Raw genomic sequence first — 11,719 nt, 5'->3', positions numbered from 1 at the left:
TCGTAAGCCTCACCTCCCCGGCCCACCCAACCGCCGTCGGGCCGGAGTGCGGCAGGTCACGGCGGGAGGGCGCGTCACCGGCGTCCGCTCCCGCGAGTTGCGGGAGGCGGGGGCGGGGCCAAGCATGGCCGTATGGCGGAGAGGACGGGCCGGCACATGGACGGCGGCGACGGCGGCGAGGGCGGTACGGACCGCACCGGCGGGAACGGAAGCACCGGCGGGGAGGGGGAAGGGCCTGCGGGCCGGCCGCTGCGCTGCCTGGTCACCGGGGCCACCGGCTACATCGGCGGCCGGCTGGTGCCCGAGCTGCTGGCGGCCGGGCACACCGTGCGCTGTCTGGCCCGCACCCCGGCCAAGCTGCGCGACTATCCATGGGCGGGGCGGGCGGAGGTGGTGCGCGGGGACGTCACCGACGCCGCGTCGGTGCGCGCGGCGATGGAGGGCATGGACGTCGCCTACTACCTGGTGCACTCCATGGGCGGCGGCTCCCGCTTCGAGACCACCGACCGCGAGGCCGCGCGGATCTTCGGCGAGCAGGCGCGGGCGGCCGGGGTGGGCCGGATCGTCTACCTGGGCGGGCTGACCCCGGCCGGGGTGCCGGAGGAGGAGCTCTCCCCGCACCTGCGCTCCCGCGCCGAGGTCGGGCGGCTGCTGCTGGCCTCCGGGGTGCCGACGGCCGTGCTGCGGGCGGCGGTGATCATCGGTTCGGGTTCGGCGTCGTTCGAGATGCTGCGCTATCTGACCGAGCGGCTGCCGCTGATGATCACCCCGAGCTGGGTGCGCACCCGGCTCCAGCCGATCGCGGTGCGCGACGCGCTGCGCTACCTGGCCGGCTGCGCGTCGCTGCCGCCCGAGGTGAACCGGACCTTCGACATCGGCGGCCCGGAGATCCTCACCTACCACGACATGATGCAGCGCTACGCCGCGACGGCCGGGCTGCCCAGGCGGGTCATCGTCCCGGTGCCGGTGCTCTCCCCCACCCTGTCCAGCCACTGGATCGGCCTGATCACCCCCGTCCCGCGCGCACTGGCCCGGCCGCTGGCGGAGTCGCTGCGGCACGAGGTGGTCTGCGCCGAGCACGACATCGCCCGCTACGTCCCCGACCCGCCCGGCGGCCTGCTGAGCCTGGACCGGGCGCTGCGGCTGGCGCTGAAGCGGATCAAGAACGCCGAGGTGGCCACCCGGTGGTCCTCGGCGTCCGTCCCCGGCGCGCCCAGCGATCCGCTGCCCACCGACCCGAACTGGGCGGGCGGCAGCCTCTACACCGACGAGCGCGAGCGCACCGTGGCCGCCTCGCCGCAGGCGCTGTGGCGGGTGATCGAGGGCATCGGCGGTGAGAACGGCTGGTACTCCGCGCCGCTGGCCTGGGCGGTGCGCGGCCGGCTGGACCGGCTGGTGGGCGGGATCGGGTTGCAGCGGGGGCGGCGGGACGCCGAGCGGCTGCGGGCGGGCGACTCGCTGGACTTCTGGCGGGTGGAGGAGATCGAGCCGGGACGGCTGCTGCGGCTGCGGGCGGAGATGCGGCTGCCGGGGCTGGCCTGGCTGGAGCTGCGGGCGGACCGGGGGCCGGACGGGGAGACCGTCTACCGGCAGCGGGCGCTGTTCCACCCGCACGGTCTGCTGGGCCAGGCGTACTGGTGGGGTGTTTCGCCGTTCCACGCGGTGGTATTCGGCGGGATGGCGCGCAATATCGCCTCGGCGGCCGAGGCGGGGGCCGCGGGTGTCGGGCGGCGGCGCCGGGTCACCTCCGGGGCGGGCCCCCGTCCGGGCGGTGGCGCAGCGCGGCCAGCTCCTCGTTCATGGCTGCCAGGAAGCGCACGACGGCGCGGAGTTCCGCGTCGCTGAAGCGCTGCCGCACGGTGTCGGTGGCACGCGCGAGGGGACGGAAGTACTCGCGGGCCACCTCCCGGCCCCGGGGGGCGTAGTGGAGGTGGACGATTCTGCGGTCGGCCGAGTCCCGGGTGCGCCGGATGTGGCCCGCGCGCTCCAGGCGGTCCAGGCAGGCGGTGACCGCGCCCGAGGTGAGCTGGAGGCGTTCGCGCAGCAGTCCGGGGGTGACGGGCCCGTCCCGCTCGCCGTCCAGGATCTCCACCAGGGCCTGGACGTCGGTGGGGTGCAGGCCGTGGGACTGGGCGAAGTCGTGCGCCATGCGGCTGAACTCGCCGTTCATGCGCCGGAGCAGCACGGCGAACGCCTGGAGCCCGGTCGGACCGCCGTCGGGGCCGGCGGGGGGCTCGGTGGAGGCGCCGGCGGGTTCGCCGGCCGGTTTGCCGGTGGGGTCGTCTGAGTCGCGCACTCCTCCACGATATACAGTCTCGATCGTCAAGTTTCTCAACGAAAAAGATTTATGCCCGCGCAGGCGGTGCCCACGTCCTTCGGTTCAGGGGAGTCCATGAAACCCACACCGCGTGTCCTCAGGTGGCTGGTGCCCGCCGCACTGATCGTCGTCTGGCTGGCGGTCGGCGGCGCCTTCGGCCCGTACGCCGGGAAGATCAGCGAGGTCTCGACCAACGACCAGGCCTCCTTCCTCCCCGAGAGCGCCGAGTCGACCAGGGTGATCGAGGCGCAGAAGGACTTCCAGACCTCCGAGACCGTGCCCGCCATCGTCGTCTGGGAGGCCGACGAGGGCGGCATCGACGCCGGCCAGCGGCAGCGGGCCGAGCAGGCGCTGACCGAACTGGCCCAGGCCCCCGGCGTCGCCGGCCGCCCCTCCCCCGTGCAGCCGTCGGAGGACGGCGAGGCTCTGCAGGCCGTCCTCCCGCTCTCCTCCGACCTCGACGAGGAGATGGGCGACGTCGTCGACACCATCCTGGAGACCGCCGGGCAGGTGGAGGGCACCGAGGCCTACGTCGCGGGCCCGGCCGCCACCCAGGCCGACCTGTCCGAGGCGTTCGCCGGGATCGACGGACTGCTGCTGGGCGTGGCGCTCGGCGTGGTGCTGCTGATCCTGCTGCTGGTCTACCGCAGTCTGCTGCTGCCACTGGCGATCATCCTCGGCTCGGTCTTCGCCCTCGCGCTGGCCACCGCGATCGTCTACTTCCTGGCCGAACGGGACGTCGTACGGGTGGACGGCCAGGTGCAGGGCATCCTGTTCATCCTGGTCATCGGCGCCGCCACCGACTACGGGCTGCTGCTGTCGGCCCGCTTCCGCGAGGAGCTCGCCCACCGCGGCGACCGCCTGGGCGCCGCGCGGACCGCGCTGCGCCGCTCCCTGGGGGCCATCGTCGCCAGCGGCTCCACCGTCGCCCTGGGCCTGCTGGCCCTGCTGCTGAGCGATCTGCGCAACAACCAGGCCCTGGGCCCGGTCGGCGCCATCGGCATCGCCTGCGCGATGCTCAGCGCCCTGACCTTCCTGCCCGCGGTGCTGGCGGTGCTCGGCCGGTCCGCGTACTGGCCCGCCCGGCCCAAGCCGCCCGCGGACCCGTCCGACCCGTCCGCCGCCCGGGGCGTGTGGGGCCGGGTGGCGGCCCTGGTGGACCGCTCCCCGCGCCGGGTGTGGGCGGTGTCGCTGGCGGGCCTGGCGATCGCCGCCGCCTTCTTCCCGACCCTGTCGTCCACCGGCGTGCCGACCAAGGAGATCTTCGTCGGCGGGGCCCAGTCCGTCACCGCCCAGGAGAAGCTCGACGAGCACTTCCCCGGCGGTTCCGGCAACCCCGCCGTGATCATCGCGGACGCCGACCGGGTGCGGGAGGTCACCGCCGCCGCGCAGGACACCGAGGGCGTGGTCTCGGCCGCCCCGGTCACCTCCTCGGGCCGCCCCGGCGGAGGCGAGCCGCTGGTCGTCGACGGCCGGGTGAGCGTCCAGGCCACCCTGTCGGCCGGGGCCGACTCCGACGCGGCCCTGAACACCGTCGAGCGGCTGCGGGAGCGGGTGCACGCCGTGGACGGCGCCGACGCCCTGGTCGGCGGCTACACCGCACAGCAGCTCGACACCCGTGAGACCGCCCGCGAGGACCGCGCGCTGATCATCCCCGTCGTCCTGGTGATCATCCTGGTGATCCTGATCGGACTGCTGCGGTCGGTGGTGATGCCCGTGCTGCTGGTGGCGACCGTGGCCCTGAACTTCCTGGCCACCCTGGGCATCGCCGCCCTGGTCTTCGAACACCTCCTCGGCTACAGCGGCACCGATCCCTCCATCCCGCTGTACGGATTCGTGTTCCTGGTCGCCCTCGGGGTGGACTACAACATCTTCCTGATGACCCGGGTCCGCGAGGAGACCCTGCTGCACGGCAACCGGATGGGCGTGCTCAAGGGCCTGACCGCCACCGGAGGTGTGATCACCTCGGCCGGGGTGGTGCTGGCCGCCACCTTCGCGGCGCTGGTGGTGATCCCGCTGTCCTTCCTGGTGCAGATCGCCTTCATCGTCGCCTTCGGCGTGCTCATGGACACCGTCCTCGTGCGCTCCCTGCTCGTCCCGGCCCTCGCCAGGGACATCGGACCGGCCGTGTGGTGGCCCAGCGCGCTGGGCCGCCGCGGCGAGGAGACGGGGACACGACCCGGAGGGGACCGGGAGGGGCGCCCCGCGCCGGATGCCGGGTAGCGTTACGGCGCAGGACAGATCGGCAGGTGCCCCGGTCGGGGCGGGAAGGACGACGCACGATGCGGGCCCGGGTCGTCACGGCACAGGAAGGCACGGGGTAGCGGCCTCATGCACATCGTCATCATGGGGTGCGGGCGCGTGGGCGCCGCGCTCGCCCGGACCCTGGAGCAGCGGGGTCACACGGTTGCGATCATCGACCGGGACGAGGCGGCCTTCCGCCGACTGGGCTCGTCCTTCGGCGGACGCCGGGTGGAGGGGATCGGCTTCGACCGCGACACCCTGCGCGAGGCGGGGATAGAGGAGGCCGGGGCGTTCGCCGCCGTCAGCAGCGGCGACAACTCCAACATCATCGCCGCCCGCGTGGCGCGCGAGATGTTCGGCGTGGAGAACGTCGCCGCCCGCATCTACGACCCCCGCCGCGCCGAGGTCTACCAGCGGCTGGGGATCCCGACCGTCGCCACGGTCCGCTGGACTGCCGACCAGATGCTGCGGCGGCTCCTGCCCTCGGGGGCGGAGCCGCTGTGGCTGGACCCGACCGGAGGCGTCCAGCTCGCCGAGGTGCACGCCTCCACCGCCTGGGTCGGGCACCGGGTGAGCCGCCTCCAGCAGGAGACGGGCACCCGGGTCGCCTTCATCACCAGGCTGGGCGAGGCGATGCTGCCCACCTCCGACACGGTGATCCAGGAGGGCGATCTGGTGCATGTGATGATGCGCTGCGACCGGGTCGGCGACGTGGAGGCGGCGTTCTCCCGCGGCCCCGAGGGGGAGGTCCGATGAGGGTCGCGATCGCCGGAGCCGGCGCGGTGGGCCGTTCCATCGCCGGGGAACTGCTGGAGAACGGCCACGAGGTACTGCTGATCGACAAGGCGCCCGGCGCCATCTCGGTGGAGCAGGTGCCGCAGGCCGAGTGGCTGCTGGCCGACGCCTGCGAGATCACCTCGCTGGACGAGGCCGCGCTCCAGCGCTGCAACGTCGTGATCGCCGCGACCGGCGACGACAAGGTCAACCTCGTGGTCTCCCTGCTGGCCAAGACGGAGTACGCCGTACCGAGGGTCGTGGCACGGGTGAACCACCCCAAGAACGAGTGGCTGTTCAACGAGTCCTGGGGCATCGACGTGGCCGTCTCGACCCCGCGGCTGATGTCCGCGCTGGTCGAGGAGGCCGTCAGCGTCGGCGATCTGGTGCGGCTGCTGCGCTTCAGCCAGGGCGACGCCAACCTGGTCGAGCTGACCCTGCCCCCCGAGTCGGCGCTGGCCGGCACACGGGTGGGCGAGGTGCGGTGGCCCGAGGACACCGCGCTGGTGACGATAATCCGCGGCAGCAGGGTCCTCACCCCGGGCCCCGAGGACTCCCTGGAACCGGGCGACGAGCTGCTGTTCGTCGCCGCCCAGTCCCGCGAGGAGCAGTTGGAGGAACTGCTGTCGGTGCGCCGGGAGCCGGAGGAGGACTCCCGGTAGCGGCGGGCTCCACGTGGCAGAGGGCGGCGGCCCCGGCCGGCCGGCCGGGGCCGCCGCCCTCTGCGTGTGCCGTACGGCCGCCGCGGGGCCGTGAGGGGCCGGGGGTCAGGAGTCCGTCCGCGTCTCGCCCGCCACGCGCTCGCGCTCCCCGTCCCGCTCCTTCTTCCTCTCCGCCTCCGCGGCCTCCTCCGCCTCCATCTCGGCGATCACGTCGATCGGCGGCGGGGCCTTGGCCAGGAAGACGTAGGTCAGGTAGACGCACAGCAGCAGCGGCGGGATGCCGAGCGCCACCTTCACCCAGCCGAGCTGGGTGGCGTCGCCCCAGAAGTAGATCGGGAAGAGGATGGCCGACTTGGCCAGCAGGACGATGCCCCAGGCCCAGGTCGCCTTGGTGTAGGCCGCCAGGCGGCCGGGGTTGCGGGTGCGCCAGGAGAGGTTCTCGCGCATCAGCGGCCCGAGCAGCACCCCGATCAGCGGGAAGCGCACCATCGCCGACAGGCAGTACGCGACCGCCAGCCCCAGGGTGTAGAGCATGCCCGGCAGGTAGAAGTTCTTGGCGTCGCCCGACATCATCGCGAAGACCGCGCCGATCCCGACCCCGAAGACGCCGCTGAAGGCGTGCTTGAGGGTCTCGCGCTGCACCAGACGGGCCAGCGCGAGCAGGACGCTCAGGCCCAGGGCGGCGACGGCCGCGAGGTGGATGTCGCGCCTGATCGTGTAGACCAGCACGAAGACCAGTCCGGGCACGGTGGTGTCCACCATGCCCCGTACTCCGCCGAACGCCTCCATCAGCGCCTTGTCCGTGACCGTCGGACCGGGCGCGCCGGCCTCGGCCTCGGCTCCGGCCCCGGGCCCGTCCACGCCGGCGGCCGGCTTGTCGAGAGAGGTCACCCGCTACTCCTGTCCGCTGTCCTGTCCGATGGGTCGCAGCTCGTACTTGGGGTTGAACAGCACCGGGCGGCCGCGGTTCATCGCGATCCGCCCGTGGGCGATCAGCCTGCGGCCCGGTTCTATGCCCGCGATGGACCGGCGGCCGAGCCAGACGACGTCCAGCGGGGCGGACCCGTCGAACAGCTCCGCCTCCAGCGCGGGCACGCCCGCCCTGGGGCGCTGCGTCACCGTGCGCAGCGTACCGGTGACCGTGACGATCTGCCGGTCGCCGCAGTCGCAGATGCGGGTGCAGCCGCTCTCCTCGGTGTCCTGCCGGAGTTCGGCGGAGAGCAGATCCTCCTGGGAGGAGGCCAGACGCCCGAGGAGGCGCCGCAGCCGGCCGCCCCTCTCGAGTCGGGTAACGCCACTCATACGGCCAGCCTACCCGCGCCCGTCACCCCCCGTAATGCCCCGGAGGGCCCCGGAACCGGATGTGACCGAAGGCTCCTTCCCCGGTTCCCCGGCGTCTTCCGAGCCCCCGGCGGACCCGGCGCTCCGCGACGCGCACCGGGCTCACGGCTCGCGGTTCAGGGCCGGGCCGGCAGTGGACGCAGTTCCGGGCCGGCCTCGCTCAGCCGTCCGTCGCGCAGTTCCAGGACGCGGTCGCAGCGGGACAGCAGCCAGGGCTCGCGGGTGGCGACCAGCGCGGTGGTCCCGCGGGCGCGGACGGCGGTGTACAGCAGCTCCAGCACCCCGGCCACGTCGCCGGGGCCGAGCAGTGCGGTGGGTTCGTCGGCGACCAGCAGCGCCGGCCGGATGGCCAGCGCGCGGGCGACGGCGACGCGCTGGCGCCGGGCACCGTCGATCTCGTCGGGCCGCCGCCCGGCCAGTTCGGCGAGGCCGGCCTCGGCCAGCAGCCGGGAGACCCGCTCGTCGCGCTCGCGCGCGGGGATGTTGCGCAGCCGCAGCGGAACACCGACGTTCTCGGCGACCGTGAGGACCGGCAGCAGCCCCGGGGAGGGGAAGACGATGCCGATGCGGTCGCGGCGCAGCCTCAGCCGCTCCTGCTCCCCCATTCCGTCCAGCCGCACCCCGTCGACGGTGATCCGGCCCGAGACGGGGGTGTCGAGCCCGCCGACGAGGCCCAGGAGGGTCGTGCGGCCCGCGCCGGGGCGCCCGGTGACCGCGACGAGCTCACCGCGCCGGACGGTGAGCGACAGGCCGCGCAGTACGGGCGGCGCGGCGGGTGCGTGGCCGTAGGAGTGGTACAGATCCTCGACGTCGACCACGGCGCCCATACGGCCTCCCCTTCCGGACGGCTCCGGACGGTGCCGAGCCTAGCGCCGCACCGGCCGGGGTTCACCCCGTCCGGCGCCGGAGCCCGCGGCCGGCCGTCACCCGTCACGGGCGATGCGGCGGGGCTCCCGCGGGAGCCCCGCGCCCCGCGTCCCGCTCAGCGGACCTCGGTGATCTCCGGGCCGCGCTGGAGCTTGTCGATGCCGCCGGCGAAGCGGGAGCCCTCCTGGGCCTGCTCCTGCTGGACGCCGTCGGGCACCATCTGCGCGTCGTCGGGGAGCTTGAGGACGATCGGGTCACGGGGCGCCATCGGGGATTCCCCGCGCACCACGACCGTGTCGCGGAAGATCTGCTCCAGCAGTCCGGCGGCCTGCGGCTGCACCGCGCCCTGGCCGGAGATGACACCGCGCAGGAACCAGCGGGGGCCGTCCACGCCGATGAAACGCACGACCTGCATGCCGCTGTTGCCGTCGGGCAGCCTGACCGGCACCTGCGCGCGCAGCTCCCAGCCCAGGGGTCCCTCGACCTCGTCGATGATCCCGCCCTTCTGGGTGATGCCCGAGGCGATCTCCTCGCGCACCTCGTCCCAGATGCCCTCGCGCTTGGGGGCGGCGAACGCCTGGAGCTGGACGGCGCTGTCCTTGAGCACGATCGTCGCGGCGACGATGGCGTCACCGGCGACCTCCACCCGCAGCTCCATGCCCGGCACTCCGGGCACGAACATGCCGCCCAGATCGACCCGGCCCTCGCCCGGTGCGTGCAGCTCGCTCACGTCCCAGGGGCCGTCCGGCCGGGGGGCCGGGGGAAGCTTGACCCGGGTCTGCTCGCCACCGGTGCCGTCGGCGGACCCGTCCGACGCGTCGGTGCCCTCGTCGGATCGTTCCGTCTCGAACTCGTCCGAGGCGCCCTCGGGCTCTACCTTCTTCTTGCGACGACGTCCGAACACGTCACTGTCCCTTCAGGTCGGCAGCCTCGTCGGCCGCGACCGCAGCGTAATGGTTGTGCTGTGCAGCGTGGTCCTGTGCGGTGCCGTCCTGTGCGGCGTGGCCGCCCGTGGAGCCGAAGCCCCCCGCCGCTCGCGCCGATCCCGGCAGTTCCTCCACCTCGTGGAAGCGCACCTTCTCGACTTGCTGGACGACGAGCTGGGCGATGCGGTCGAACCGCTCGAACCGCACGCTCTCGCGTGGATCCAGGTTGGCCACGATCACCCTGATCTCCCCACGGTACCCGGCATCCACGGTTCCGGGGGCATTCACGAGGCAGACCCCGCAGCGGGCCGCCAGACCGGAGCGCGGATGCACGAAGGCGGCGTACCCGTCGGGCAGTGCGATGGAAACCCCCGTGGGCAGAACAGCCCTCTCGCCGGGGGCCAGTTCGGCCGCCTCGGTGGTGACCAGATCACAGCCGGCGTCGCCGGGGTGGGCGTAGGCGGGCAGCGGCACCTCGGGGTCGAGGCGGCGGATCAGCACCTCGACGGGGTCGCGTCCGGGCAGGCCGGCGCGGCTCACGGGTTCACCTCGAAGGCGCGGGCCCGGCGGACGGTGTCGGGATCGGCCATCGCGGCCTCGATCTCGTCCTTGCGGCCGTGGTCGACGAAGTGCTCGACCTTGACCTCGATGAAGAGGGCGTCGGCGCGCACCGCGAGGGGGCCGTCGGGGCCGCCGACGCGCCCGGTGGCGGTGCAGTAGATCTTGCGCCCGTGCCGGGCGGTCACCCGCGCCGTCAGGTGCAGCACGGAGTCCACGGGGACGGGCTGGAGGAAGTCGGTCTCCAGGCGCCCGGTGACCGAGATGGTGTGCATCAGCCAGTTCAGGGAGCCCAGGATCTCGTCCATGGCGGTGGACAGCAGTCCGCCGTGGGCGAGGCCGGGGGCGCCCTGGTGCTCGGGGCGGACGGTGAACTCGGCGGTGACGCTGACCCCCTCGCCCGCCCGGGCGTCGATGTGCAGCCCGTGGGGCTGCTCGGTGCCGCAGCCGAAGCACTGCGCGTAGTGGGCCCCCAGCGGCTCTCCGGGGGCGGGGGCGTCGGGGTGGCGCACGGGGGGAACGGCGTCGTCCGGCGGGGTCAGGGATGTCTTGGTGGCACTCACGGATGCTGACCTTACCGCCGGGTCAGTGAGCCGGTCGCGGGCGTGCCAAGCTGGGGACATGCTTCCTCCCGGCGTGCTGTACGACGAGCGGCTGACCGCACCCCGCACCTGGCGGCTGATCGCCGCCCTGTCCGGGGTCGCCCTGGGCCTGATCCTGTTCCCCCTGGGCCTGATGCCCCTGCTGGGCGGTCTGGCGGTGGGTGCGGCGCTGGGCGCGGTGGCGGTGAGCGCCTACGGATCGGCCCGTATCCGCGTGGTCGCGGACTCGCTGGTCGCGGGGGACGCCCGGGTGCCGGTCTCCGCGCTGGGCGGGGCGCACGTCCTGGACGAGGAGGAGGCCCGCGCCTGGCGCACCCACCGCGCCGATCCGCGCGCCTACATGCTGCTGCGCGGCTATGTGCCCACGGCGCTGCGCGTGGAGGTCACCGACCCCGCGGATCCCACGCCGTACCTGTATCTGTCCACCCGGCGCCCGCGGGCGCTGGCCGACGCGCTGGAGGCCGCGCGCCGGTAGCGCGGCCGGGCCGGGCGTACCGGGCCGGGCGTACCGGGCCGGCGAAGGGCCCGGCGGGAGGACGACGGGCGTCAGCCGTCCCCTTCCGGGGCGTTCCGGGGCTGCGAGGGGATGATCTTCCCCGGGCGGTCCTCCAGGGGGATCGCGTCCCAGGGGATCCGCCGCTGCCTCAAATCGCCGCGGATCTTCTCCGCCAGCTTCCTGGTGTCGCGCCGGTTCATCAGGGCGCCCACCGCCGCGCCGATCATGAACGGCGTGAGGTTGGGGAGGTTGCGCATGGTGCGTTTGAGGAGGGTCTGGCGCAGCTGGCGTCTCATGTGGCTGCCGAACGCCGCGCCGAACGTGGCGGGCGCGGCCAGTTCTATCCCGCGCTCCTGGGTCCACTCGGTGAGGTACGCGGCGGCCCGCTCCCGGGTGTTGCCCGGCGGGCGCAGCCCGTAGACCTCGTGGAGCTCGGCGATGAGCTTGAGCTCCACCGCGGCCACCCCGACGACCTCGGCGGCCAGCTCGGCGGGCATCGCCGGCGGTACGGGCAGCATCGCCGAGGCGCCCACTCCGGCGCCGACGGTCGCACTGCCCTTCACGGCACCCGATATCAGCCGGTCGGCCATCTCCTCGGGACCCAGGCCCGGGAACTGCCGGCGGAGCGTGGCCAGGTCCCTCACCGGGATCCTGGGGGCGAGGTCGACGATGCGGTCGGCCACCACGCCCAGGAACGCCCGGACCGTGCCACGCTCGCGCGGCCCCCGTGCGCTTCGGCCGTCGGGTCCGTCGGGTCTGTCCGCGCCGTCCACTCCGTCCACTCCGTCCGGGCGGCGCGGACGGAGCCGCCGCAGCCCGCGGCCGAGGGCGGCTGCGGGCGCGGACCTGGGTGCGGGTACGGGCGCGAGCGAGGCCTCCCCGTCCTGGCCCCGCTCGGCGTCACGTGCTTCCTCGGCCGTCATCAGCCGGCC

The 11,719-nt window shown here is 74.1% G+C and carries 13 protein-coding genes; 5 read left to right on the top strand and 8 right to left on the bottom strand.

Annotation, left to right across the window (positions count from 1 at the left end; translation table 11 throughout):
* Window positions 1–156 precede the first annotated feature (156 nt).
* Complete coding sequence (locus CUT83_RS07230) at window positions 157–1,845, top strand: SDR family oxidoreductase (protein WP_101255049.1); 1,689 nt, start codon at window positions 157–159, stop codon at window positions 1,843–1,845.
* Here CUT83_RS07230 and CUT83_RS07225 read toward each other — a convergent pair.
* Window positions 1,742–2,296 (bottom strand): MarR family winged helix-turn-helix transcriptional regulator, encoded by a 555-nt coding sequence (locus CUT83_RS07225; protein WP_420882482.1) that lies wholly within the window; start codon window positions 2,294–2,296, stop codon window positions 1,742–1,744. The genes CUT83_RS07230 and CUT83_RS07225 overlap by 104 nt on opposite strands.
* A 96-nt stretch (window positions 2,297–2,392) precedes the next feature.
* Here CUT83_RS07225 and CUT83_RS07220 point away from each other — a divergent pair, with 96 nt between their 5' ends.
* The 3 genes from CUT83_RS07220 to CUT83_RS07210 all read left to right on the top strand — a co-directional run bounded on the left by CUT83_RS07220 (window position 2,393) and on the right by CUT83_RS07210 (window position 5,997).
* A complete protein-coding gene (locus CUT83_RS07220; protein WP_101255048.1) occupies window positions 2,393–4,540 on the top strand; it encodes an MMPL family transporter in 2,148 nt (715 codons plus the stop codon).
* Between the two features lie 108 nt (window positions 4,541–4,648).
* Window positions 4,649–5,317, top strand: coding sequence for a potassium channel family protein (locus CUT83_RS07215; RefSeq protein WP_101255047.1), 669 nt, complete (start codon window positions 4,649–4,651; stop codon window positions 5,315–5,317).
* Window positions 5,314–5,997, top strand: a complete 684-nt coding sequence (locus CUT83_RS07210; protein ID WP_101255046.1) for a potassium channel family protein — start codon at window positions 5,314–5,316, stop codon at window positions 5,995–5,997. Before CUT83_RS07215 ends, CUT83_RS07210 begins: the two co-directional genes overlap by 4 nt.
* A 105-nt stretch (window positions 5,998–6,102) precedes the next feature.
* Here the strand turns inward: CUT83_RS07210 and CUT83_RS07205 are convergent, their stop codons facing one another.
* The 6 genes from CUT83_RS07205 to CUT83_RS07180 all read right to left on the bottom strand — a co-directional run bounded on the left by CUT83_RS07205 (window position 6,103) and on the right by CUT83_RS07180 (window position 10,252).
* The gene (locus CUT83_RS07205; RefSeq protein WP_439144995.1) at window positions 6,103–6,888 is read right to left on the bottom strand and encodes a DUF3159 domain-containing protein; all 786 of its coding nucleotides are present in this window, start codon (window positions 6,886–6,888) and stop codon (window positions 6,103–6,105) included.
* 3 nt (window positions 6,889–6,891) lie between these two features.
* Window positions 6,892–7,299: an OB-fold nucleic acid binding domain-containing protein gene (locus CUT83_RS07200; protein ID WP_101255045.1), complete on the bottom strand. Its 408-nt coding sequence runs from the start codon at window positions 7,297–7,299 to the stop codon at window positions 6,892–6,894.
* A gap of 155 nt (window positions 7,300–7,454) precedes the next feature.
* Entirely contained in the window at window positions 7,455–8,165 is a 711-nt protein-coding gene (locus CUT83_RS07195) for an ABC transporter ATP-binding protein (protein WP_101255044.1), read from the bottom strand.
* Between the two features lie 155 nt (window positions 8,166–8,320).
* Window positions 8,321–9,109, bottom strand: a complete 789-nt coding sequence (locus tag CUT83_RS07190) for a DUF3710 domain-containing protein (RefSeq protein ID WP_101255043.1) — start codon at window positions 9,107–9,109, stop codon at window positions 8,321–8,323.
* Between the two features lies 1 nt (window position 9,110).
* Entirely contained in the window at window positions 9,111–9,671 is a 561-nt protein-coding gene (dut, locus tag CUT83_RS07185) for a dUTP diphosphatase (RefSeq protein WP_240958318.1), read from the bottom strand.
* Window positions 9,668–10,252, bottom strand: a complete 585-nt coding sequence (locus CUT83_RS07180) for a PaaI family thioesterase (protein ID WP_101255042.1) — start codon at window positions 10,250–10,252, stop codon at window positions 9,668–9,670. Before CUT83_RS07180 ends, dut begins: the two co-directional genes overlap by 4 nt.
* Before the next feature lie 58 nt (window positions 10,253–10,310).
* Here CUT83_RS07180 and CUT83_RS07175 point away from each other — a divergent pair, with 58 nt between their 5' ends.
* Window positions 10,311–10,766: a DUF3093 domain-containing protein gene (locus CUT83_RS07175; protein ID WP_101255041.1), complete on the top strand. Its 456-nt coding sequence runs from the start codon at window positions 10,311–10,313 to the stop codon at window positions 10,764–10,766.
* A gap of 71 nt (window positions 10,767–10,837) precedes the next feature.
* On the opposite strand, the gene CUT83_RS07170 is transcribed toward CUT83_RS07175, so the two are convergent.
* Window positions 10,838–11,710, bottom strand: a complete 873-nt coding sequence (locus CUT83_RS07170) for an EcsC family protein (protein WP_240958320.1) — start codon at window positions 11,708–11,710, stop codon at window positions 10,838–10,840.
* Between the last annotated feature and the right edge of the window lie 9 nt (window positions 11,711–11,719).

It is taken from the genome of Streptomyces barkulensis, assembly GCF_002843305.1.
Lineage (GTDB): Bacteria > Actinomycetota > Actinomycetes > Streptomycetales > Streptomycetaceae > Streptomyces > Streptomyces barkulensis.
The sequence above is the reverse complement of the archived record's forward strand: the minus strand, read 5'-3'. Positions and strand labels throughout refer to the sequence as shown.